The following is a 25,447-nucleotide window of genomic DNA, read 5'->3' on the forward strand; positions in this document are numbered from 1 at the left end:
TCAAACAGTTTATGAATTATTCAATCTCAGAATGTAAAAAAAGAAGACTTCTAAACTAGATGTCTTCTTTAGAACGTAAATTAATTTAGTTTAATGTACTCGAATGATTTCAAAAACATCCTCATCATGATGAACTCTTGTATGCTTGGATTCAATCCGTTCAAACTCTTCTATCTCTTCATTATACATTGACTCGCCAAACCACCAATTTTTGAATTCAAGAAAAAGTTCTGTAAACATCTTGATTTCCTCCAGTTACGGTTAATGGATTTCTTATACCCTTATTATACATGTGAATCTATTCACATAAAAGCGCTTACAAAATAGGCGGAATAGGAAAATAATAGAGAATAATTAGAAAATATTAGAATATCACGTATAAAAAATAGGACTCAAAAAATTAAGTCCCCTCATGATTACTTTGTATGGTTATCAACTGCAGCCACTGCCTCGATTTCCACTAATTGATTTTTATATCCTAATACGGTTACCCCTGATAAGGTGCTTGGAACATCATGATCACCGAATTCTTTTCTAATGGTTTCCCATGTTGTCACTAAGTCAGCCTGGTTTTGACTAGCAACAAGAATTCTTGTATAAACGATGTCTTCTAAAGTTGCATCACATTCTTTTAATGCTTCTTTCAAATTCTCCACACAAAGGTTAGCCTGTAGCTCATAATCACTAGATTCAGGTACAATTCCCTCTTTTGTTAGTGGACAGGCCCCCGCTAAAAATAATAGATCCATTCCTGCTGGAACCCGACTAGCATAGGCATAATCCACTTGAGCTAAATGGTTAGACAGAAAATTCATTCTGCTTGTATCCTGCAGATTCTGCAGGAAAATTTACATTATTCTGTATTATTGTGTTAGAATCTAATGCTGGCACATCTGTTCAAATAGGGGGAATGAATCCTTGCTTTTTCATTCATATGATTTTCATAAAATAATTTGACCAGATGTACGAATCGTATAGAAATTGGTAAATATTAGACCCATACATACATTGTTTACTAAAATGACCTAACGTATAATTCATAAGGCGAACCAAAATTTCAGAAAATTTAGAATGAACGGTTCGAGAAGGCTAAGAGATGATCTTAGCCCATTTTTTAATCCATTTTGAAAGGAGCAAAGATGAAAATGCACAAAAAAGGCCTAACGTTATTTTTAACCTTTGTTCTGTTGTTAGCCTCCATTACTCCGGTACTGGCGGATTCACAGAAAAAAGGAACAGCCAAAATTGTCCGCGACAATTATGGTGTCCCGCATATTTATGCCAATAATAACGAGGACTTGTATTTTACCTATGGGTATGTAATGGCTGAGGATCGGTTGTTTCAGCTGGAAACGTTTCGTCGGGGGAATAATGGGACGGTAGCTGAAGTCTTTGGGGAGAAGTTTTTAGCCAGGGATCAACAAATGAGAAGAGATGGCTACACAGATCAAGAGGTCCAAAAGATGATTACAAAAATGGATGGATTCTCAAAAAAGGTCATCCGTAACTTCGCAGCAGGTATCTCTTTGTATGTAGAAGAAGCATTTAAAGATCCAGACGAGAAGCTGTCAAAAGAATTTCATGATTACAAGGTAACACCTAAAGCTTGGACAGAAGTGGATGTATTAAGGTTGTTCATGTCCTCTATGGGGGTATTTATGGATTCAGAGCAGGAAATCCAAAATGCTAAGATTTTAGCTCAATTGGAAAAACAATATGGCCCTGAAGCAGCGAAAAAAATGTTTGACGATATTTTTTGGGAAAATGACCCTGCCTCACCTAGTACTCTGCCGGATGAAGGAGCTGTCAATCCTGTTAAAAAGGATACAAAAAAAGCTGCCAATCAGCAGTTTCCGGGTATTGAAAGAGCATCTGAAACAGTAACAGAGAAGCGCAATGATTTCGTTGCAGCCTCAGAAGAGTTAGGACTTCCGCTGAAAATTGGCAGCAACGCGGTTGTGATTGGTCCTGAAAAATCAGCTACAGGCAATGCCTTGCTGATGGGTGGACCACAGTACAATTTCTCGGCCCCAGGTTCAGTGTATGAAGTAGGCTTACATGCTCCAGGAATTGATATTGAAGGTTCCGGGCTGATCGGACTACCGATTATCATGTTTGGTACGAAAGAATACTATGCTTTTACCTCCACCTATGGAGTTGGGAACTTAGTTGATATTTTCGTAGAAACATTAAACCCAGAAAATCCATATCAATACTTATATAAGGGTAAATGGTTGGATATGGAAAAGAGAGTCGAAACCTTTACGTATAAGGACAACAATGGCGAACTTAAAGAAGTGACTAAAGAATTTTACAGCACGGTTCATGGTCCTGTAACGTTATTGGATAAAGAAAATAACACTGCCTATAGTAAGTCATGGTCCTTCCGTGGAACAGAAGCACAAAGCTGGTCCGCTTATTTAGAGTCGAACTGGGCTGATACTATTAAAGAGTTTCATAAAGAAGCACAAGAAATGACGATGAGCATCAACTGGTACTATGCAGACAAGGAAGGAAATATCGGTCATTTTTATACAGGAAAATATCCGATTCGTGATGAACGAGTAGATGTAAGACTTCCAACTCCAGGTACAGGCGAATATGAGTGGAAAGGATTCATCAAAACAAAAGATCACCCCTATGCCATTAATCCGAAAACCGGCTATATTGTTAACTGGAATAACAGGCCTGATTCAAATTGGACGAATGGTGAATTAAGCTTTATGTGGGGTGAAGATCACCGCGTACAGCAGTTTATCGATTTAGTCAACGCTAAGGACAAGTTAACAGTAGACGATATTGATGATATTAACTATCATGCAAGCTATGTTAACTTAAGAACAAAATGGTTTAAACCGATGCTGATGGAAGCTTTGGAAAAAACAAATGACCCAAGATATCAGGAAGTTTATGAAGCCCTTCAGGATTGGAACAATCTAAACGAAGATAACAATAAAGATGGTATGTATGACAGCCCAGGATTAACGATTTTTGAAGCATGGTGGCCGATTGTCGTGGATAATCTTTACAAAGCTCAGCTTGGGGATGCTTATCCTTCGTTAAAAGGGATCATCGATCATCGGTATGGGTCAAGTCTTACGTTAAGAGCTTTGGGAGGAAGTAACGGCCCGCTCAAAACAAATTATCAATGGCTGAATGAAGACACTGACCGATTATTGCTTACAGCATTAGATCAAGCGCTTGAAAAGCTCGAGGAAGAGCACGGAACACATGTAAGCACCTGGTTGAAACCGGCACGGATGATGGTATTTACTAATACTTCATTAGTCGGCCTTCCGCAATACGGATCCGAAACAAAATTACTAGAAGCAAACCGCGGTAGTGAGAACCATTATATCGAACTAACCAAAAATGGCCCTAATGGAGTCAATGTAAATCCTCCAGGTCAAATTGGTTTTATCAAAAAGGACGGTACATTGCATACACATTATGAAGATCAAATCGAGCTGTTTGCAAATTGGGAATATAAACCTGTCTTGTTTACAGAGCAGGATGTGGAAAAATACGCCGTGAGTACTAAAGTACTTGAAATTAAAAAATAGAGCGATATGAAAAACACAGGATCCTATCCTGTGTTTTTTCGCGATACCCATCTTATTCATCCTTCTTTATGAAACGCTTGAATCAATTGATTGTCATATTTTAACTTGATAAATAGTTTTTCTACTTTAGGATAGAAAAAGGCAACAATAGGTCCCAGAGAAACAACCATAATGAACGTTCCAATGCCGACGGGCCCGCTGAAAAGGAAGCCGAGCGTGACGACTGCTAGTGAAAATAATGTCCTTGAGGTAGAACGGTTCATCTTCCAAATTTCCTCAAGAAGAAGTATCATTCCGTCCGGCGGTGCAGGCGAAAATTTTGCTTGTAAATAAAGCGATACGCCTAAGCCAATGAATAGTAACCCAAAACAAAGGAACAAAATTTTACCGGGTAATTGTTCGGGAATATAGACTTGTTCCGTGACATAAAGCCACATATCAATACTTAAGCCGGTCAAAAAGGATGTTAAAAAGGCCAGGATATCGGGTCTGCTTCGGCGTACAATGGCCATAATCGTGACCAATATGGCACCAATAATAAACTCCCAGCTGCCTACCGTTAGTCCAATTGTTTGCTGAAGACCGACCTGTAATGAAGGCATTGGAGCAGCTCCAAGCTGGGAATTTACCGAGCAGCTGATGCCAAAGGAAAGCAGCAGAATGCCAATCATATAGAAGGAAAAGCGAATTCGAATGTTTCTGTTAACAACCAATGACATCACTCCTTATAACAAGTTCATTTTAAAAAAAGAGACGTAACAAAAAAACTTCTACTTTTTCAAGATAAAATAGAAGTTATGGATAGAGAGTAATGAAAAATAATCATAGGTCACAATATTCCGAGATTTTATTGACAATCAATTTGAGGTGAGATAAAAATCCAATTCACGATTGTAGATGCGAAACTCCGGGCCGGCAATACTGATCGCTGTAACGGTGTTTCCCATAAAGTCTTTAATTGGCACCGCTAAACAAAACTGGCCTACCTCAAATTCCTGATTATCGATCGCCATATCCCCGCTTTGACGTTTTTTCTAACTTTCTAATGAGATCATCATGATTTGTGATCGTATTTTCTGTATATTTTTGCAAAGGAATATCGTAGATTTTACTATTGTCACGGTCAGGTTGGTTAGCTAATAGAATTTTTCCTAAGCCGGTACAGTAAACCGGTTTATGCGTACCAATGGATGTTTTGATTTTAACCGGTTTTCGTTGGTTCTACTTTAGCATGATAGCTGACTTTATCATTTTCCTGAACGGCTAGATGGACCGTCTCATTTGTTTTTCTCATCAGTTCATCTAAATAAGGTGATGCATTATAAAACTTATTGTACTGCCTAGAGACAAGGTTCTCGCAGCCCAACAGCCTGGGCTTAAGCGATATTTTCTATTCGGCGTCCTGACGAGAATTCCTTAACTGTGCAAAGTCTTGATGATGTGATGATCGTACTCTTATCCATCTGTAATAAGGACGAAATTTCAGATACGCCATCTCAGAATTCTCTACGGAGAAGCACTCGATAATGTTCACGGCATTGTTAATCGAATTGATCATCATCTTACTTACACCTCAATTTAATTTTTTACAAAAGGTTAAAGGCCATATATGTTTGTAAAGAAATCTGAATCTCAAATTTTGATGACGCCTTCGACAAATCCACTTGAATTAATTCTTCGATGCGATTGATGCGATAGCGCATTCCGCTAATCGAAACATTCATTTCTCTTGCTGTTTTATGAAGATTACATTCATTTTCAATATAATAGTATAGCGTCCTGACGAGTTCTGTGGAATTTTTCCCATCATATGTTTTTAGATCAAATAGAAACTCATTAGCGTACTCCAATAACTCCTCCGGTTTCCTAGCATCCAGCAAAATCATGATATGTCCCAATTCATCCGCATGAACGACACTACTGTTGGATACATTCATTAACCGGTTTTTCGCCTTTGCTACCTCAATGGATTTATTGGCTTCTTTAAATCGCTTACTATATTGCCCCACGTCTGAACAGAGCTTACTTACCCCTATATAGATTGGGGGTGTGCCATCATTCCTTTGCAGCAATTCATAACAATGCTGCGCAAATTGCTTTATACCGATTTTTTTCTTCTGAAGGTACTCATTTGGAATTAAAACGGTTACTTTTCTATACTTTTCAAGCTTAATAAAGGTTGTCTGATAGTAAGTTTCTTCTCGATTAAAAAAGTTCATTAATTCCTTCGAGACATTGTTAGCCTTGCTTTGGGTATTTTCCTCAAGGTATGGGAATAGTGATTGATTTGGGAATTCAATTGTTAACACATATTGAGACTTGTTTATGTTATAGCCAAAATAAGAGAATCGCTTAATGATATTGTCCGGGTCTGTTTCACCCTTAAAGAGTTCCTCCAGCAAGTCCCCCTTCATTCTCTCCTCGGTTTGAATGGCAGTCCGTTCATTTAACATTTTTACTGCACAAATGCTTGCGGCCCTTTCTAGAAAGTCTGTCTCAGCATCCCCGAATGGCGCCCCTTCCCGATAAATAGAAATATAACCGTACACATCATTTTGAATAATAATAGGAGAGATTAGTAGATTTTGATCAGGCCCGATTTCAAATGGCTCGGTTTCAGTCAAGACATGTTTCGAAAACTGTTTTTCAATAAAGTCTTGGATTTTCTCCCGATTATACTGCTGTACATGTGGACGGGTTTCATCAAAGTAATGAGCTATGTAATCGAAATATTGGTTTTGGATAAGAACCGGCATGCTTAAGTCTTCTGCTAGCATTTTTGCGAAATCGTCCATCCCCTTACCTTGAAGTAGAGCAGACGTTAGATTCTTGGTTATAGACGTCCCAACATGTAGGACTTCACTTTGTCTTTCGACACGGCGATACACGATATCTAGTTCATCAGCAATGTCTTGTTCCTCGTAATTAATGATTTCATCTTCAATTTCAGAACCCCATTCTTCCACCGTTTTTGCGACATAGCTACATTGTTTATCTCCTTTTCCTACACAGTGCATCTCCTTGAAAATAACCTTTTTTCCAAGGCATTCACTAGTATAGCCGCCTCCATAACCGATAAGAAAATAACAGATAGGTTCATGGTGCAAAGAATAATGCTGCAAATGCTGCTTGGCTTCATACGAATCAATCCAGTGCCCAGAAACATCAAACGTTCCTTTCTCCATATCAACCTCAAAGTGCTCAGGATAAGAAAGGACACGTCCGCCAATTTGATGCATTTGCGTACCTGCCACAAGCCACTCTAAGTCACTTTCCCAGTTCACCAAATCTTTTAGCATCCTTGCCTCATTTTTTCCGCAATTCCATCCGTAGCGAAGAAGAAACCTTTTTGCGCGTTGGATTCCTAACGTGTCAATTAGGTCCTTCCTTAGCACCCCCCATGCATCAGTACTTGAAATGACCATTCTCTTTTCTTTAAAATAATGATCTCCCCCATGATTGAAAAAGGAAAAGATGTTTGTTAACTTGTCTTTATTAGTAGTTGTCAAATCAACCTACCTCTTTCTCCTTTTGATTTGTTGTAAATAATTCAAGGTTATGTTTTACTCCTCCTTTGCCAAACTTATAAATCTTGTGTTTTCGCAGATAATCTAAAAAGCTGAGGATTGTATCAGGTCTTGATTCAATATCTTGATAACCATGATGATAAAACCAATGATCTATTACATTGTATACCCCTCTATTAATTCCAAAGAGTTCATGACATAGGTCAAAGAAGGCTTTGTCAGGAAGTTTTAAAAGTAAGGATTCTTTCACAATACTGTTGGTTGGGCTCATGTTATTTTTTCCAACTCTATACTTTGAAAAGACGCCGTTTTATTTAATGAAGTCCTATGGAACAGCGTTTTTGTGATTTAGAAACAGCAACTGGTTCTCCTAATATGATTTCTAAATAAATAATAGAATATTCCCAAAATTAAAACCACTACATATTAGGTCTGAATATTATGACTCTTTTAACACTATTAATATAGTGCTTATTTTCATTTTATAATACACATTAGAATTTTTTCTATTTATAACAAGATATATGGGAAAATTTTTTGTATGATTACGATATACAAAAAGTACCCTGTTAAAAGGAAAACCTGCAGCATTTGAAAGGCCTACAGGCTTGGATTTGTTAGGAATTAATTTTTAGTGAGTAGATTTTTTCTATATTATTATAGATAAGGAGTCTGTTTTTCGTTGTTTAGAGGATCTTTAGTATAGAAGAATCCGAAAAATGGGTACTATTTGTTTTATCCGATTCTAGCACTACTTCATGAATATCATTATAGATTCCTGACATTGCTTCAAATGGGGTATAAATATAGGCCTTTTTCCTTTTACTAAGATTCATACTGTAATAAATGTCTAGCACTGCTAAGAATATAACAATTATATACCCTATGGTCAGGGACATTTCGATAACTTCCTTTCTTTTCTATATGGCGACAGGGCTTCATTTTATTCAGCAGGGGTTAGAACCTCCACGCAAGTTAGAATATTTTCTTTGCATTCATCCCCCGCCAATAAAAGTGGGGGATGAATGCTGAATGAAGTTAACAGAGTCTTATTTAGTAATGTAGGAACCCAGGTAATGATCGACAGAATTAAATGTAGCCGCGAAACGGCTGTACGCCCAGGAATACTGATCCAGCGCCGTCATACATACTTTCGTTAAGGAATGCGTGCTGGGTTACGACCATTGCATCGCGTAGATAGCGCTGCAGTGGGTGCCCGTCGTAGATTGCTAAGGTGCCAGCGAGCATGTAGGCTGTCTGCACGGCACTTGCACCTTCACGAGCAGCTTGTGCCGCTGCTAAACGCACCATGCTTGTTTGCTCAGCAGAGACACCGTCACCCTTTAGGATTGATTCCCAAGCAGCATCAGTGGCCTCGTAGAAGAAAGCACGCGCCGACCTTAGAGATGCTTCTGCCTTTGCAACGCCAACTCGCAAGTAAGCACGATCGGCCATCTTTGGTGCACCGGTGATGCTAGAACGGCCTGCCATCTGAGAAATTTCATCAAGCGCAGCACGGGCTATGCCAAGATTGACCACCGCCAGCACCTGTGCTGCATAAGCGATAGATGGATACTGGTAGATCGGCTCATCAATAGAAGGCACTCCGCCACGGACAAAGGTCCATTCGTCAGAGACGAAGGCGTCTTTCACCCGAAGGTCATGGCTACCCGTTCCGCGCATCCCAATCACTTCCCAGTTCTCGACGATTTCCACATCCTCAGGTCTCAGCACCGCAGTAAGCGGCTTACCGCCTTCCCCAGTGCCAATACCAACACCGAGAATGTCGGCACCCTTGCAGCCGCTCGCAAACTTCCAGAGACCGTTCACGCTCCAGCCTCCCTCGACCTTCTCTGCAGGCTGGACCGGAAATAAGCCGCCTGCGAAGGCCACGTCCGGTCCATTTGCGTAAACGCATGCGAGCGTTTCACGTGGAAGGGCCGCTAGGTAGATTGCAGCAGAACCGAAGCTCGCCACCCATCCGGCAGATCCGTCAGCCTCGGAGATGGTCTCGATCAGCTTGAGGAACTCCGTAGGAGAGGAGCCATCACCGCCAAAGCAACGCGGTGCGTGAGCACGATAGACGCCCAATTGTTTAAATTGCTCGATCATGTCCCGAGGCACATGTCGCTTCGCTTCAAATTCGTCTCGTCTGGCGCGGATTTCGGATAACACACGGTCAATCTGGTTTTGATTTTGCATTTTAACAGTCATGATTCATTCCTCCCCATTATTATCTATCGTTTCACCTAATGATTAATTGGTTTAATTCTATAGAACACCCTTATCTCATAAGCCTTCCGCCATTAATGTCAAAAGTTGCTCCGGTTGTAAATCCACCAGTATCAGAGGTTAAATAGGAAACTAAATCTGAAACTTCTCGCGGTTCTCCCACACGTCTAAGTGGAATGGTCTCTACCATTTGGGCTAATTTAGCTGGATCCATTTTATCCATCTCTGGTGTACGAATGGCAGCTGGAGCAACCGTATTAACAGTAATTCCATAAGGCGCTAACGATCTAGCAAAGACTTTACTTAACGCAATTTGTCCTGCCTTGGAAGCAGAATAATGGGCACCCGAAGTTAGTGGACCTGCCTGCCCTCCAATTGAAGACATATTGATTATTCGTCCCCATCCTCTCTCTTTCATTGCAGGAATAACAGCTTGTGAAAAAAAGAATGTGCTTTTTAAATTGACAGATAAGACTTGATCCCATTCTTCCTCATGGATCTCTTCTATTGGAGTTTCAAAACGGATTCCTGCATTATTTACTAGAATATCGATTCTACCCCACTCGTTTAAAACCTCGTTGACAGCACTTTTAATTCCGTTAATGTCAGATACATCCAATTGGATGAACATGACTTGCTTCTGTAATTCTTCCTGTTGAAACCGATGTCTTGTTTGTTCAAGATTCGCCTTATTTCTGATCACAAAAACGACCTTTTTTCCTTCTTTTACGAAATTTTCGGCGACAGCTAAACCTAGACCTTTATTTGCTCCGGTAACTATTGCGACTCTTTGTTCATTCATTTGCATTAAATTTCTCCCCTTTTCAAAAAATTGAAAATTTTATAGACCGCAAGAATCCTATACTTAGCAGCTATCTTTTACGCGATTCCGTATTCCTTCAAAAAGACGGAATAAAATTTACAATACAATTACGATATCCTCGTGTATTATGATCCGAATTTTGGCACGCTATCAGATCAGCTGCTAAAACGTTTTCATAGAGTAATTCTATTTATCTCTATAATAATAGTAGAATATTTGGAAAATTCTAACCACTGCATATTAGGTTTGAATATCCTAAAAAATTTAGTATGATTAGTATCATTTTGAAAAAATCCCTTTAGAGAAAAAAGAAGCTGATTACCATATCATATGTGATAATCAACTTCTTTTTGTGTTTATGCATTCTGGACTGTATCGGTAATCTTCATTTCTATTTTTTCTACTTGTTTCGGGCGAATTGCAGCCCACGCAAGTCCTCCAGCGATTAGCAATATAAAGGCGCAAATCTGGAAGGAATAATGAAATCCTGCTGCTGCACTTGAAGAGTTTTCTACAAGGTAACCTGTAACATATGGACCAACGATGCCGCCTAATGAGGTAAACGCCATAAACCATCCTTGAATTTTTCCTTGATGTTTCTTAGGAGACAGTTCTATTAATATAGCTGGTCCAAGTACGATTGTAATAACTCCAAAGGTTAAACCGAGGGATAATAAAACAATGGCCAACCAGTTGGAACTTGCCATAGATCCAAAAAAGTAGCAGACCGCCCCAGCTAACAATACAGGACCAAGTACAAATACACGACCTTTTACGACACTTTTCGTTTTACGAAAAAGGCGGTCAGAAATGGTTGAGAATGTTAGTAGTGATATCGTGATGAGAATCCATGGCAAAGCTACAACGATTTGTAATGTCTCTGCACTTAGTTGAAGAACATTCTCCATATAGTTAGGAAGCCAGTTCAACCCCAACGTAAACGCCCAGTACGTAGCAAAGCCACATAAAGCAATTAGAATGAAATTTTTCGAAAGCAAGAAAGATGAGAATTTTGATGATTCTTGTTCGGGTGTCAATGGGTCAGAGTTGTCTTTTACCACTGAAGACTCTTCCTTTGAATCCGCCTTCCCTTTTACGACCCATAACCATACAGACATCCAGATAACTCCAACAACTCCGGTAGCTATAAAAGCTGAACGCCATCCATAATTTCCAATGAGATTCATTAAAATAGGAGCTGATATCGCTACTCCAAGAGGACTACCAATGGAAACGATTGAAAGACCAATTCCGCGTTTTTCCTTAGGCAGCCATTGGGATGCTGCCGTCACAGCTAAAGAATAGGAAGGCCCTTCTCCCATCCCTAAAATGATTCGTGTAATTAGTAAAAAGGCGAAACTTGATACAAATATAGTGGAAAACTGAACAAGAGACCAAATCACGACCATACAGGCTATAACAATTCTTGTTCCAAATTTATCGGCGAGTGCTCCACCTAAGACTGCTGAAAGCGAGTATAATAGAAAAAATACACTGCCTACTATACCCCATTGCTCCGGCGTTAATTCTAATTCTTCCATGATCGGAACCGATGCAAATCCAATAATGGCCTTATCAACATTACTGATAGCTGTTAGTAAAAACAATAGTGCAATGACAATCCATGCCTTTTTTGACATTTTTGATTCTTTCATGTTCTTTTGAGCCATAAATTGACCTCCAATAATATATAACATCAACATATTTAATTTTACTAAAATTTCCACTAATTTTAAAAATACTGATAATATTCAGAAAATATAGCCTGTGATTTTTTCATAAACGTAACCTTCCTATTATCATTATTCTTATTTTAAAACATGATCTAAGTTCTATGTTTCATTTATTGTAGGTTTCAAACTTTAGACTAAAAAAGGAACGATCTGCGGAAATACGATAAGGTTGGGAACAATTCTAGTATATGTAACGATAAAATACCCAGTCCCTTTAAAACAGTTGTAATTGAAATTTCCTTTGATATACCTTTCACGATAGAAGAGTTGATAAAAGCGTTAACTCCAACGGGCGGCGTATTTCCTACCCAGGCTCGTTATACGATTCGTAGAATGATAGAAAACCAGACTCTGATCTTACAAGCCTCACAATGGTAGGGAAAAAGATTGGTATAGACAGGATTGAGAAGCCCCATGTATCCATGTGGGGCTCCGCCAATTAGTCTTCTTATTTTTCAAGTAAGAAAAACGGTCTGCCAATTACAGCTTCTAAACGGAAATACTTATCCAATCCAGTTGCACGGAATGAATTGGTCATATCTGCAACGGTTTGTAAATCTGGAACATTATAAAGGAAACTTGCATGCCAACCAGCACTTCCAGCATGTCCAGCTGTTAAAATATCTCGGTCAATGGTGCCAAGTAACTCTGACCCATTCTCTCTCCATGAAGAAATAATTTCATTTAATACAGGTAGAATCTCATTTGTTTTCTCCTCACCCGTTGTGTTAAACCACCCTGTTGATTCAAAATAGAACATTACTCTAAGTGGTGATGGTACTTGTGGTGCATCGTGTTTAATTCCAGCCATTTTTATATTCCTCCCTTTTATCTCAGGTAATAATTCACTATTAATATCAATTGTTGATCCAGCGTAACTAAGTTGACTCAGAAGCTAAAGTTAAGACAAGTTTAAGACTACTCCTCTTCCATAGCCAACTATACTTTTTATCACTTTTACCACTCTTAACAAGAATTTTTTACAAAATAGATTGTAAAACTCTTAGAGCATTTCCACCCACAATTTTCTCAATATCTTGTACCTTATAATTTTTCTTGATCAGCCATTTAATCATATTACTCATGGCTTCAGTTGGGTTCTCTAATCCTTTGACAAAAGGAGAACTGTCATAGTCTTGATTCCCATGTGACTCATGAAGCGATAACATCGAATCGAAAGCGTCTTGCAGGGCTACATGATCTCCAAAAAATGTATCCGGTCCTAAACCAACATGTTCAATCCCGACTAAATCTATTAGATACTCTAAATGCTCCATAACCGATTCAATGGTATGTTCATTGGGATTCTTAGAAGAAAGAGTGGTGTTTGGTGCAGCACAAACCCCGATAACCCCACCTTTTTCAGCACATGCGAGAAGAACTTCATCCCGTTTCATTCTTGATGAATCCCATACTTTCCTCGCTCCAGCATGGGTAATCATGACAGGTGATTCACTTGCTTCAATAACATCTAGGCTTGTTTGATCACCGCAATGCGAGATATCGATAACCATTCCAAGAGTATTCATTCTTTCTACTACTTTTCTGCCAAACTTCGTTAATCCGCCGTCGAATTTTTCAGTTAAACCGGACCCTAAAGTATTGGCTTCATTATAGGTGATCCCCATGCAGCGAATCCCTAGGCCATATAGAACATCTACCCGATCGACTTCATTTTCTAAAATACTTGCAGCTTCCAATGATGGTAGAATGGCCACCCGTTTTGATACCTTCGCTTCCTGTAAGTCCTTAAATGTTTTAGCAAGAAAGACGGTATCTTGTTTGGCTATGTCACAATAACGTATCCCCAAGGTTAAGATGACATCGTTCCACTTTAGCCCATTTTGCGATGTGATAATGGAGATTCCATCCATAAAATTCTCAAATACAACATCAATGCCAGAGCGGGCTAAGCCCTCATAATCAAATTCTGTATGAAGCTGACGGCAATAAGGAATGATATCATCCGGAATTTTGGGAACTATAAATCCGTGGTCCCTTAGAGAAACGATCGGATAATATTTTTGAATCGTATTGAAAATACGTTCCTCCGATTCTGAAAGCTTCATCTCATAGGTATTTCGGTATCTTTCCGATTGAGGGAGAGGATACGGTTTATAGTGTTTGCCAGGTGTTAGATATTGAAATGAGCGGTATCCATCATAATGTTTTACTGTCATAATCATCCCCACACTTTGTGAATAGTTATTTCCTGCAGTTTGTTCATGTAACCGTTGCCTCCACTAGGTTCGGAGTGTCCACATTTGATTAGGTTTTAATAACTTTCCTTTTAAAAAGAAGAAATATAGATTTTTCACCTTATTAAACTAGTATTTCTTTTAATTTGATCATTTATTAAATTATTGATTGTTCGCCGCAGGAATAGAAATGCTACAAATTTTCCCTTTATAGAAAAGAAGCGGTTGTTTCTCTTCTTTTCTAGAGATTGCTTTCACTAAACCCGTTACGATCCAATGGTCGCCGCCTTCTAGTACTTCATGAACATCACAAACAAGTGTTGATAGATTTTCTTTTAACATCGGAACTCCATCTTCAGAAAGTTCGTATTGTGCATTGGCAAATTTATCGGTGCCTTTTTTCGCAAATGTCCAACAATCACTTTCCTGCTCCTCAGATAAAATATTTACGACAAACGGACGGCCGGTTTGGAACGCCGGTACACTATAGCTATTCTTATCAATGCAAACTAAAATTAAAGGCGGGTCCAGCGACAATGATGAAAAGGCATTTGCTGTTAGCCCAATATTTTCTCCATTTTCGCCTTTAACTGTGATGATCGTAACTCCTGTCGCAAATGTTCCCAATGTATTTCGAAATTCTCTTTGATCCATAAAAGCCCATCCCCTTTTTTCTTATTCAAACTCCTATAATGACGACAATCCAATCATTCACGCGAAAAATGAACTTTTTTGTATCCTGCCGATAATAAATATTCTAGAATATTCCGAACATTCAAACTACAGCATAATCGGTCTAAATTTCTCGTTCTATTTAACACTATTAGTATAGTGTTATTTATTGTAAGGTAACTTATCCTCTTAATCGTTCGTTAACTAGATAAAGTTTTTGTTTCAATTTGTTGACATATTTACCGTATTTTTATCTAGCAAAACAGGTTGCCCATTCCCTCTTTCCAACATTTTTATTAAAAGATAAAGAAGACGATTATAAGGCATAGGAATTTGATTAAGCTCTCCTTTCTTCAACAAAGCACCATTCAAATATTCAATTTCGGTCGGTTGACCTCGTTGTATATCTTGATACATCGATGAAAGATGACTTCCAGACATAGAAGGATTGAGTGCAGCAATAATAGTTTCGGTAATATATTTTTTGTTCAGTTCTATCCCTTCTACTTCCGCAACCTTTATGATTTCATCTAAAATAGGATCTATGATTTCATAAAAATGGCAATAAGTCCCTATCACTCCAGCCGAACTTTTCGTTAACGTACAAAGCGGATTCATCACAGAATTAAAAGCCACCTTATTCCAAATACTTTTGATGACATTTTCAGAAATGATTGCATGAATGGCTGAATGATTGAATATCTGAATAATTCGTTCAGCCTCTTCTTTCTGTTGGCCAGTCACATCCATGATTTCGGTTTTTCCTGAACCAAACGCTTCAACCATTCCAGGTCCGCTCAATTTTGCTGAGTACGTCGTAACACCTACAAATAATTGTTCTTTGGATACATATTTTGTTAATACCTCTATATTTCCAAGTCCATTTTGTAGAGTGAGGACTTGGGTGCGTTCTGATATCAGATGCAAACAACTTTTCATCATGGATTCTGTCTTTGTTGATTTCGTAAGGATGATCAATAAGTCTACTTCCCCCGCACAATCTTTCGGAAGATGTGCTGGTATGTAGACTTGTTCCTTACCCTTTTCATTTATTACCATTAGTCCATTTTGTTGGATGGCCTCAACATGCTCCTCCCAATCATCGATTAGCTGTACATGATAATCATTTTTATAAAGTGCAGAACCCACACGACTTCCCATTGCTCCAGCACCTACAATCACAATGTTCATTTGATCGTTCCTCCTTTTTACCAAACGATTTTTATGTATACAATCTTCCGTTTACTTTTTACTAGAAAATAACAAAAAGAAGTAGTGGTTATCGACTGACATCCACTACCATATATTTTTCGAACGAAGCACTAGATCATGTTTCATGCGGCTACAAAGCTAATATTTTCGTCCAACGTATCAGGGGCGAGATAGGCTTTTACACTGGAATCTATCTCTCTAGTTGTATTGTTTTTTAACATCTGTCAGATACCCTAGATGCTTCAGCAAATCCACAAATTTCTGAAGGGTTTCGACTTGATATTCATCGATATTTTTCCCTTCAAATGAATAAAAGCCTTTCCCTGTTTTCATCCCGATTTCGCCTGTATTCATTTTATTTTCAATAATCTCTGGAGGAGCAAATCGTTCTTCACCCATCGAATCTTTTAAATAGTGACTGGCATGGTAGAGCGTCTCGGCACCGCCCCAATCGATAAATTCTAAGAGTCCTAGAATAGCAAAACGGAGACCGAACCCTACCGTAGATGCCTTATCAATATCTTCAACGGTTGCGACTCCCTCTTCCACAAGACGAGATGCTTCATTCATAGCTAGCGCTTGAATTCTTGGTACAATAAAGCCTGGTGAAGGGGCACAAATTACAGGAACTTTCCCTATGCCTTCAAGTAAGCTGGTCATTTTTTGCAAGTATTCAGAACTAGTTGATTCCGATGGACTTACTTCTACTAACGGCATTAAATAAGCAGGATTCAACCAATGGGTATTCATAAATCGTTCTTTCCCTTGAATATATTCAACTAAATCATTGGCTGAAAAAGATGAAGTGGTAGAGGCAATGATTGTATTCTCTGACAGAATCTCACAGATTGAGGCAAATACGGATTTTTTCACCTCTAAAATTTCTGGTACTGCTTCAAATAGTACATCTGAGTTTTGCCAGGAAAGATTGTGGTCTTTCATCGAACAGACTTCAACTTGACTTAAAATGGTCTCAACGGACTCTCTTGCTATTACATTTGTCGCGACTAGAATCTCTGATTGATTCCTTAATTCGTTATAAACCTGTTCTTTTAACTGGAGAAACTCTTCCCTTGTTCGTTCTTTAATATCAATCAACGTGACAGGATACCCTTGATTGGCGAAAGAAAGGGAGATTCCTCTCCCCATCCTTCCTGCCCCCGCTACCGCAATGGACCCATTAGTTAATTTCATATTGGATCACGCCTTTTTCCAAAATCTCTTTCACTTGCTCTACCGTTTTATGAGAAAGTCCTAAGTTCTCCATCGTTCTGCCTTTCTTGCGCAAATCTTCCCCTAACACACTGGATGCAATAGCCAATAGACCGGACGCAACTGGTACAGGAACCTTTAACCATTCACCTAAGGAAACAAGGAAAGCAAGTCCGCATGCCACATCTTCTCTCATATAGCGGTGATGATAGAGATTAAGAGGTTCATGCCAATCATGTCCATCTACGAGCTTCTCGTGTGCACCGTTTCCATACATCCACTCGTCTCCGTCATGATTATAGTGATCCTCGAGCGGAAAGTGAGGGGCCGTATATCCTAATGCTTCACGAATGCTGATCCGTTCTGCATCAAGTGCTCGATGAACATTTCGAATTGCAGGCTGGGTGCCTTCATCATGAATATCCCATTTATCAAAATGTTCAATGGGTCCTGCATTCATTAAGATAAGTGGCGGGTGAATAATCGGTCCAGCATTCATCAAAGCTCCATCAAGAGCATCATGATTCTCTTCAATCGCAGGAAAGGCTTCTTTTAAAATCCGAAAGGCATAGTCTGCTTGGTTACTAGGGAAGACCCCTGTTGGAAGCCTTGTCCCGCGTCCTGAAATTGAAACCGTTTCTTCATCGTGTTTTCTTGCTAAATAAGGCAGGGTTCCTGTTTCTGCAAACATCACATTTGCTTTACAGCCTTCCTCTACAAGAACCTTGGACATTAGGTAGCTGCCGAATGTTCCAGGTGGTAAGAAAATAACTTGGCCATCTTCTAAAATCGGTGCCAACTGTTTGGCAAGTGAGCTTTGCGTGACCGCGGGTAGAGGAATGACAATGAGCCGTACCCCTTGAATCGCCTCTTTCAGATTAGTCGTAGCATTCGCTAACGTAACCGTCCTATTTCCCTTAAAGTCTTTTACATTAATCGTTTTTGTTTCCAATACGATTTGAAAGGCTTCTTCATTTCGTCTCCATAGATTGACCTCATGACGTTGTTCCGTTAAATCTACTGCTGCCGCATAAGCCCCATTTCCTCCACCAAGAACCGCAATCTTCATTTAACTTCCTCCATTCATATTTTGATTATGGGTATTTTCTTTCTTACTTCGAGTATTGTTGGACTAATTCTTTGATTCGGTCTCGGTATTCTTCACCAGGTAACCCTTGTTTCTCAGCTTTCTTCACTGCTGCCTCTTGAACCGGCTCAATCTTATCATCCCAGCGTTTTGCTTCTTCCTCTGTTAAAGGTACGATTTTTAACCCTTCGGTATCAGAACTCCATTTAATGGACTCTGCTGTGTGTTCATCTAAGTATTGTCCTGTGAAGACGGTCATTTCTTTATTCAATTCATCTATCACTTGCTTAACGTCATCAGGAAGACTTTCCCATTTATCTTTATTCATGACAGCTACAAAGGTATTAATCGTTAAAGGATAATCGGTTACATATTTAACGTATTCAGCTAGTTTTAAATCCTTTAATACTTCACGAGAGGAAACATTTCCATCTACTACCCCTGTTTGCAACGCTTCTGGTACTTCTGATTGCGCCATCCCCACTGGTGCTGCTCCTAGTGCTTCCATCACTGGCGTTAACGCACCTGAAATACGCAATTGAGTTCCAGAAAGTTCATCTAATTTTGAAATACTCTTCGTGCTTTGGATATAAGCAGGTTCTGTTGCAAAAGTGGTAATAATTTTAAAATCTTTCAAAGCTTCTGGTGGATACTCATTAATTAAATCTCCCATCACTTGGCTAGCTACTTCAGAATTCGGATAACCATTTGGTAAATCTGAAATTTCTAACAATGGAAAACGTCCAGGTTCATATGTGGTAGAGGTTAAACCGATATCCGCGGTTCCATTAGCCACTCCATCAAACATATTATCTGCTTCAAGTAACGTTCCACCAAAAAACATATCCACCTCTACTTTCCCATCGGTTCTCTTCTCCAATTCCTCTGCCCATTTTTTCATTTGAACAGCCGGAAATGTATTATCTGGTGCAAAAAAGGCATAAGATAGAGTAATCTTTTCGCCATCCCCGCCACCTGAAGAACTGCTTGAACTACATGCCCCTAAAAAGGCAACCATGGCTACACTTAGTGATATCAAGGCTAGTTTCATTCCAAACTTTCTTTTATACGTCATACCTTCATCTCCTCTTATTTATCTATGAAACTAAAACTCTTTTCCCCTTATCCATCATGCAGGTCAGACGATTCATCCTAAAGAATAAACGTCACGATTTGCGGGAATAGAATGAGCAAACCAATAAACACAAAATATGGAATAAGAAAATAGGATGTTCCTCTAAAAATAGTCGTGATTGGTGTAGTAGGTGTTAACCCTTGGACGACAAATACATTTACTCCTACTGGTGGAGTGATCGCGCCGAGACTCGTTACGACACAAAGGACGATGGCAAACCAAATCGGATCGTATCCTAAAGCTAGCACTGTAGGATAGAATATCGGTAAGGCAATGGTTAAGAAGCCCATTGCATCCATAAGCGCTCCACCAATGATAAAGATGAAAAGAATGGCAAGGAGTATAACGACAGGAGGCACGGCCAATTCACTCACCCATTCCGCCACATCAAAAGGCATTCTCGTAATCGCTAAGAACCGTCCAAACACCATCGCCCCAACAATGAGCATCCATACCATAATCGATGAACGTAACGTACTTGCGATTGATTCCTTAAAGTTCTTCCACGTTAATTTACGCATAATAAGAGCAAGAACAATGGAACCAAAGGCACCAAAGGCAGCTGATTCTGTTGGTGTAAACCAACCTAAGAACAGACCGCCAATAACAAATACAAATAAAATGCCAATTGGAATGACTCCTTTTAATGAACGAATCCGTTCTTTCATATTCGTCTTTTCCCCAGCAGGGCCAAGATTCGGATCTTTCCAACAAATAAACACAATCGTCAAAATCAATAAAATGGTTAATAGAATTCCCGGAACAATACTCGTTAAAAATAAATCTCGTACCGATTGCTCCATCTGTAACGCTAATACGATTAACACCGTACTAGGTGGGATAATAACGCCTAACGTTCCTCCTGTAGCGATACTACCAGTACTTAGGGCTTTATTATAGTTATATTTGTTCAATTCTGGTAACGCCATCGTTCCAATCGTAGCGGCTGTTGCAGAGTTAGAACCACTAATAGAACCAAAGACAGCACTCGCTAACATCGTAGTACTTGCCATCCCGCCTCTGTGATGACCTACCCATGTATAGGCCGAATAAAAGAGCTTTTCTGCAATTCCTGTTCGGTATACCACTTCACCCATTAAGATGAACAAAGGAATAACGCTTAAGGAATAACTCGTAAACTGACTCCATAAATCAGCACTTAGTACATTGTTGGCTGCCTTAGGAGAAGCTGCCAAGATTAACCCAACATACCCGACAATAAACATCGCAAAACTAATCGGCATGCGAAGAAACATCAACACAAACATAATGATAATTCCGATGATGGATAATAATATTGGATCCATTCTGTCACTCCTTCCAAATGAAGATCGTTTCTTTAATGATGGCAAGAACTATCCCAATGAATCCAAATGAACATAGTTGGACAATAGGATAAAATGGAATTCGCAAGGTTTCAGATACCACTCCGCTCCCCATCATATTCAACCCATGCTGGAATATAAGCCATCCAGCTACGAGAAAAAATAGGGCACTCACGATATTCACAAGGGTGTGAATGATCTTACTGACCATTTCGGGGAATTTGTTAATCAACAGATCAATAAATACATGACTTTTATGCAATTGTGCATACCCAAGTGCAAAAATACCTGAAATCGCTCCAAGCCAAGTGGCTATCTCCACGGTTCCAGCAAAAGGATCTGAAAACATCCGTTTGATGGCATTAAAAACAATTAATAGCATTAATAAGACAACTGCTGCACCTGCAATCCATGCCAAAGCCTCATTCATCTTATCGATCATGGTAAAAAATAGATTGATAGATTTTGCTTTTGTCTTTTTAATGGTTTGATCATATACAGTCACTTTTGCCTGATCATCTATGACTGGAATTGATTGATCCCTATCCATTCTCACACCTCCATGTATATTGTTTTATGCTTTTTTATCAGGAAAGACGCTTATCACAATCCTTCCTTCTCAATTCAATATCTTCGATTTTCACCACTACTTGCGATCTCCTTATTTTTCCAACAAGGAAAATGGACGGCCGATGGACGCTTCTAATCGGAAATAGCGATTCTTCCTTTGACTTTTTATCAAAAAATTCAATCTAGTTTAGCAAGCTCACCATTTCAGGTGTAGCATGTTAGCTATTGCTACTGTATCCCCTCTGATGCCCTGATCTGCCTTGCGAAATGTTTCGTTAAGGCCAATGGCCCTAATTTCGACGCACAATAGTAGGCACCCGAAGTTAATGGCCCTGCTTGTCCTCTGAAAGAGGAAATATTTATAATTCGGCCACTGTTTTGTTCTTTCATCATCTTCAACACATTTTGAGAATAGTAAAACGTTCCGCCAAAATTGACGGATAATAGATGATTCTAATCTTCTGTTGTAATGTCTTCGATCAATGTTTCTTTACGAACACCTATGTTAGTGACTAAAACATCAATTCTTCCCCATTTTTCTAAAATGATATGGATACAGTTTTTAATCGAATCCACATCAAAGACCTCTACGGTTAAAAATGAGTGGAGGATCAAGTGAGAGGGATGAAAAAAGCATTTGCTGTTAGGCCTATTAGCTGTCCCTTACTTTGTGTGGTTATGACTGTCACACCTTTTGCAAATTGACTAAGCGTATTTCTAAAAAAAAGAGCATTGGATTGGCTAGGTGGTTTCTTGTATTATTCTGGGTTTTGCATTTCGGCATAGATTCCTAATTTCATATTCTTTCATCCTCCTAAAATTGAATGGATCTTTCTTTTTGTTGCAATTGATAGAATTTTTACAATCTTCTTTATTTTCTGTCCATGTTTGAATTATAGTTTAACCATTCTTCTTAATCAATTACCGATTCGGTTGGAATTTTTTGTTTTTACTACCTTATTCAGACTGTAAAATATGGGAACGGTACTCAAATTCCCCTAATTAATACCAACTCACAAAACTTTGAGTATAGTTTTCTAATTTTTATTTTGTTAGAAGTAATTGAAAGAATTAGAACTTGGAAACGGATAAGTTAGGGCTGTTTATTCTTAGATCAAAATATGAGGAGGATTCAAATGTTTTTTACACAAAAAAGACGATTAAACTGCTTATTAATAAAAAAACGTAAGCCCGAACTATAAAAAATAAGCGCACCTTTCCGGTACGCATCACAAATAGCCGTATATCATGATTTTTTTAATCAAATATACGGCTTATACTGGGCGGAAACTGTGTAAGTTAACGTGTCAATCACCGGTAACAATCACCGGTTCAATCACCGTCAAACCCTTGTGAGAGTAAGAACGTTGGCGGGACTGCGTCATTCTTTCTTCGGTAATATCATTAGTCGTGAATGGTCAAGTACTGCACCTTATCAGAGACAGGGGTAGGCTCGGAAAGATTACTAATCCTTTAAATGTGTTTGACAGCAGCCACCTCGAAAAATATAGAAAAATAACCTCCTATTAGGGCGTCTAGTCAGGATTCGAACCATTCTAGTGAATATAATAAAAAATCCACTGTCTCGAGTGTGAAAAAAGATTTGAGAGTGCCCAGAAAAATTAAAATACTTATAACGTTCGAATGGATATTAGTTACTCCGGTTGAGTTTTAAAAACAATACTGAATTTGCTAAATATCTAAACAAACATATCGAAGCAGTGATAATTGAAAAATAAACTACATTTTCTGAGAGTGATTTTATAGCATTTTGTAAATTATTTGAAACTTCTTATGTAAGGTGAAAAAATCACGGCAATAAATTTTATTTCTTGTATTGACAAATTCATTTCAAAGGGTTGTGTTATTTCCATCTTAAGAAGGAGTGATATAAACATGAACATGATTTTTGCAATCTGGAAAGTTGGACAACCACAAACCTACAAAGGAATTACCATTGACAACATCGTTATCCCTACTACAGGGGACTTAGTAAAGGACATAGAGACGCTAGGCGTAGTAGTGACACAGTTACCAGATAATTCGGGTATTCTGGACAGAGTATCTCGATTAAAAGGCCCTCTACCAGAGAAGCACATTTCCTACTAGCATAAATTAATAACGACGTTCTGGCGAATAAAGCGAACTCCCCTTCTCTTCTAACACAACGCAAGTTGTGTTGGTAGGAGGATCGAATAAAGTGCAGCACGTTCCATGGCTCGAGGACTTCTCCCCTAAGTACTTCATCTACCCTAGGAATTTTATGAAGTTATTTTAAGCCATAAGGAAACTCGCTCCTTGAAACTTGCATACTGGAGCGGGTCATACTATATAACTTGGAACAAATATGAATTGGACTGAATTAAGCGCTGGCAACTTTTAGTATAATTTGGCTTGGTGAATCGATTGAAATAAGGGTAAATCCACCTTGGATTAACACACCTTACTTTAAGTAAACCCTTTCACGTTCTTCTAATAAGAAAGAAAATGTCTTAATTACAAATACGATTATATGAAATCTCATCGACAAATTGGCATTAGCAAATTACTGAAGTATCTCGTTTATAAATTCTATGACTTGCTCATTCTTAAGATAGTTTTCGTGGTTCACACCATCGAATATCTTTATGTGTGCATTTGCAAAACAATCTTTTACTTTATACTGCAGGCTTGCATTTAGCGTTTTATCTGAATTTGAGCCGATTATGTAGGTATTCAAATTAGCATTTTGAGCATAATCAATCAGTCTAATATCATTTGATATAAACACTTTGGCAGGTCCCCAGAAAATCGGAATAATCTTGTTATATAAATCCGATAAATCACGATATGCCGCCATAAGAATAAGGCTATCGCAATTTCTAACACTTGCAAGATAAGCAGCTATTCCTGCTCCGTAACTATGTCCCATAACAACTATATTTTTATTAGGATAATTAATCTTTGTCCAATCATATAAATCTATTGCAGTATTCTGCATTGATTTTAAATTCATTTTGCCTTTACTGTTCTGACTTCCATAGAAATCAGCAGATATAAATGGACAATAAAATTTTCCACCAAAGGATCCGACAGAATTAAAAGCAATATAATTTGAACCGCCAAAAAATAGAATAATATTATCAGATTCACTTAGAAGATTATAACCATAACCCGACAGTTTTTCGCTAAACTGAATATACTCAGGGTTAAAGTCATTCTCTTCCATTTTCTTTGCACCTTTATAAAAGGAATAGCTTATTGTCTGCATTACGAAGTTACACCCAAAGCCAACAACCAAAACCCACATCAATATTTTTAAAATACTTCTAAATAGTTCCATCATACTTTTATCTACCATCCTCACCAAGTTCCTATTTATCTGCCTATTGTATAACCCCCTCACTTTTCAATATTAATGTGCAAGAATCCTCGGTTTTTTGTATATTTCTTTTAGAATATTAATTGGAATAGGCTTATTTTAAGAATATACTTTGTTTATTTATTTGCAGTTGACTTGATGTCAGTTGAATGATTAATTCCTCGACTGCCGATACGCTTGCCACAAAACAAATTATATACATCAATAGAGATATCGAAACAAAGGGAAGCATTATAGGAAATATGATTCCTGTAAATTTATTTCCGTAAGTGTGAAGGATTGCGAAGGTTTTTTAGCGCTACCACCATAGATACTAATCTGATAAAAATAATTGAAATAATCCAAATGACGATTTCGGCTTTAGGATTTACGATTGGATAGAGTAGAACAAATAATACCACTGTCATAACCATGTCAGCCATAGAATCAAGCCTTTCTCCAAGACTGCTAGTTTTCCCAGTTCTTCTTGCAATAAACCCATCCATAATATCACTGAAGCCACAAAAAATATATATGGCATAAAAGGATGCACTTAACGGTTGAACAAAAAGCAAAAATAAAGAAAAAATGATTCTGCTAAACGATAAGCAATTTGGCATTGCTTTCATCAACTTCCCGGGGCACGAAGCTGCTAAGATTAAGCAAACCAATCACATCTAATCACCCTTTGTATTTTTTATTTCTTCATTCGAGTTCAATCCTGCCTGATACTTGAATAAGAAAAAGCGAATATAACCACCAAAAATGCGTTATTTCCAGGGATTAACGCACTTTAAAATACATAACTAAAAGATTTC

Annotated in this window: 23 protein-coding genes and 2 pseudogenes; 1 reads left to right on the forward strand and 24 read right to left on the reverse strand. The window is 38.4% G+C overall.

Annotated features, from left to right (window positions below):
• Positions 1-90: 90 nt before the first annotated feature.
• Together F4694_RS18190 and F4694_RS18195 are read right to left on the reverse strand one after the other, a co-directional pair.
• Positions 91-240, reverse strand: a complete 150-nt coding sequence (locus F4694_RS18190) for a hypothetical protein (RefSeq protein WP_179600548.1) — start codon at positions 238-240, stop codon at positions 91-93.
• 176 nt (positions 241-416) lie between these two features.
• Entirely contained in the window at positions 417-815 is a 399-nt protein-coding gene (locus tag F4694_RS18195; RefSeq protein ID WP_179600550.1) for a RidA family protein, read from the reverse strand.
• Between the two features lie 330 nt (positions 816-1,145).
• On the opposite strand from F4694_RS18195, the gene F4694_RS18200 reads away from it, so the two are divergent.
• A complete protein-coding gene (locus F4694_RS18200) occupies positions 1,146-3,563 on the forward strand; it encodes a penicillin acylase family protein (RefSeq protein WP_179600552.1) in 2,418 nt (805 codons plus the stop codon).
• Between the two features lie 56 nt (positions 3,564-3,619).
• On the opposite strand, the gene F4694_RS18205 is transcribed toward F4694_RS18200, so the two are convergent.
• From F4694_RS18205 to F4694_RS18300, 22 genes and pseudogenes are all read right to left on the reverse strand, one after another.
• Entirely contained in the window at positions 3,620-4,276 is a 657-nt protein-coding gene (locus F4694_RS18205) for a YczE/YyaS/YitT family protein (RefSeq protein WP_179600554.1), read from the reverse strand.
• Positions 4,277-4,420: 144 nt separating this feature from the next.
• Positions 4,421-4,763: pseudogene (locus F4694_RS33065) on the reverse strand (IclR family transcriptional regulator).
• Between the two features lies 1 nt (position 4,764).
• A complete protein-coding gene (locus F4694_RS33070; protein WP_444875319.1) occupies positions 4,765-4,929 on the reverse strand; it encodes an IclR family transcriptional regulator domain-containing protein in 165 nt (54 codons plus the stop codon).
• 220 nt (positions 4,930-5,149) lie between these two features.
• Complete coding sequence (locus F4694_RS18220) at positions 5,150-7,072, reverse strand: XylR N-terminal domain-containing protein (RefSeq protein ID WP_179600558.1); 1,923 nt, start codon at positions 7,070-7,072, stop codon at positions 5,150-5,152.
• A gap of 1 nt (position 7,073) precedes the next feature.
• Positions 7,074-7,361 carry a hypothetical protein gene (locus F4694_RS18225; RefSeq protein WP_179600560.1) on the reverse strand — a complete coding sequence of 96 codons (288 nt, stop codon included), beginning with the start codon at positions 7,359-7,361 and terminating at the stop codon, positions 7,074-7,076.
• A 415-nt stretch (positions 7,362-7,776) separates the two neighbouring features.
• A complete protein-coding gene (locus F4694_RS31795) occupies positions 7,777-7,926 on the reverse strand; it encodes a hypothetical protein (RefSeq protein ID WP_218895734.1) in 150 nt (49 codons plus the stop codon).
• Positions 7,927-8,179: 253 nt separating this feature from the next.
• On the reverse strand, positions 8,180-9,304 hold the full coding sequence (locus F4694_RS18230) for an acyl-CoA dehydrogenase family protein (RefSeq protein ID WP_179600562.1): 1,125 nt from the start codon (positions 9,302-9,304) through the stop codon (positions 8,180-8,182).
• A 70-nt stretch (positions 9,305-9,374) separates the two neighbouring features.
• Positions 9,375-10,130, reverse strand: coding sequence for an SDR family NAD(P)-dependent oxidoreductase (locus tag F4694_RS18235; protein WP_179600564.1), 756 nt, complete (start codon positions 10,128-10,130; stop codon positions 9,375-9,377).
• Between the two features lie 371 nt (positions 10,131-10,501).
• Complete coding sequence (locus F4694_RS18240) at positions 10,502-11,815, reverse strand: MFS transporter (RefSeq protein WP_179600566.1); 1,314 nt, start codon at positions 11,813-11,815, stop codon at positions 10,502-10,504.
• Positions 11,816-12,326: 511 nt separating this feature from the next.
• Positions 12,327-12,689, reverse strand: a complete 363-nt coding sequence (locus tag F4694_RS18245) for a hypothetical protein (protein WP_179600568.1) — start codon at positions 12,687-12,689, stop codon at positions 12,327-12,329.
• Between the two features lie 169 nt (positions 12,690-12,858).
• Positions 12,859-14,058, reverse strand: coding sequence for a dipeptidase (locus F4694_RS18250; RefSeq protein WP_179600570.1), 1,200 nt, complete (start codon positions 14,056-14,058; stop codon positions 12,859-12,861).
• 180 nt (positions 14,059-14,238) lie between these two features.
• Complete coding sequence (locus F4694_RS18255; RefSeq protein ID WP_179600573.1) at positions 14,239-14,730, reverse strand: flavin reductase family protein; 492 nt, start codon at positions 14,728-14,730, stop codon at positions 14,239-14,241.
• Positions 14,731-14,970: 240 nt separating this feature from the next.
• The gene (locus F4694_RS18260) at positions 14,971-15,939 is read right to left on the reverse strand and encodes a ketopantoate reductase family protein (protein WP_179600575.1); all 969 of its coding nucleotides are present in this window, start codon (positions 15,937-15,939) and stop codon (positions 14,971-14,973) included.
• 219 nt (positions 15,940-16,158) lie between these two features.
• Positions 16,159-17,154: a 3-hydroxybutyryl-CoA dehydrogenase gene (locus F4694_RS18265; RefSeq protein WP_179600577.1), complete on the reverse strand. Its 996-nt coding sequence runs from the start codon at positions 17,152-17,154 to the stop codon at positions 16,159-16,161.
• Positions 17,141-18,241, reverse strand: coding sequence for an NAD/NADP-dependent octopine/nopaline dehydrogenase family protein (locus tag F4694_RS18270; RefSeq protein ID WP_179600579.1), 1,101 nt, complete (start codon positions 18,239-18,241; stop codon positions 17,141-17,143). The genes F4694_RS18265 and F4694_RS18270 overlap by 14 nt, the downstream gene beginning before the upstream one ends.
• Positions 18,242-18,284: 43 nt before the next feature.
• Positions 18,285-19,334, reverse strand: coding sequence for a TRAP transporter substrate-binding protein (locus tag F4694_RS18275; RefSeq protein ID WP_257029299.1), 1,050 nt, complete (start codon positions 19,332-19,334; stop codon positions 18,285-18,287).
• A gap of 77 nt (positions 19,335-19,411) precedes the next feature.
• On the reverse strand, positions 19,412-20,701 hold the full coding sequence (locus F4694_RS18280; RefSeq protein WP_179600581.1) for a TRAP transporter large permease: 1,290 nt from the start codon (positions 20,699-20,701) through the stop codon (positions 19,412-19,414).
• A 4-nt stretch (positions 20,702-20,705) separates the two neighbouring features.
• Entirely contained in the window at positions 20,706-21,269 is a 564-nt protein-coding gene (locus F4694_RS18285) for a TRAP transporter small permease (protein WP_179600583.1), read from the reverse strand.
• Between the two features lie 248 nt (positions 21,270-21,517).
• Positions 21,518-21,724: pseudogene (locus F4694_RS32975) on the reverse strand (SDR family oxidoreductase); the annotation flags it as partial.
• A gap of 18 nt (positions 21,725-21,742) precedes the next feature.
• Entirely contained in the window at positions 21,743-21,904 is a 162-nt protein-coding gene (locus F4694_RS31800; protein ID WP_218895735.1) for a hypothetical protein, read from the reverse strand.
• A 1,930-nt stretch (positions 21,905-23,834) separates the two neighbouring features.
• Positions 23,835-24,629: an alpha/beta hydrolase gene (locus F4694_RS18295; RefSeq protein WP_179600585.1), complete on the reverse strand. Its 795-nt coding sequence runs from the start codon at positions 24,627-24,629 to the stop codon at positions 23,835-23,837.
• Between the two features lie 278 nt (positions 24,630-24,907).
• A complete protein-coding gene (locus tag F4694_RS18300) occupies positions 24,908-25,258 on the reverse strand; it encodes a CDP-alcohol phosphatidyltransferase family protein (protein WP_257029313.1) in 351 nt (116 codons plus the stop codon).
• Positions 25,259-25,447: the final 189 nt, after the last annotated feature.

It is taken from the genome of Neobacillus driksii, assembly GCF_013409995.1.
In the GTDB taxonomy this organism is placed as follows: Bacteria; Bacillota; Bacilli; order Bacillales; family Cytobacillaceae; genus Neobacillus; species Neobacillus driksii.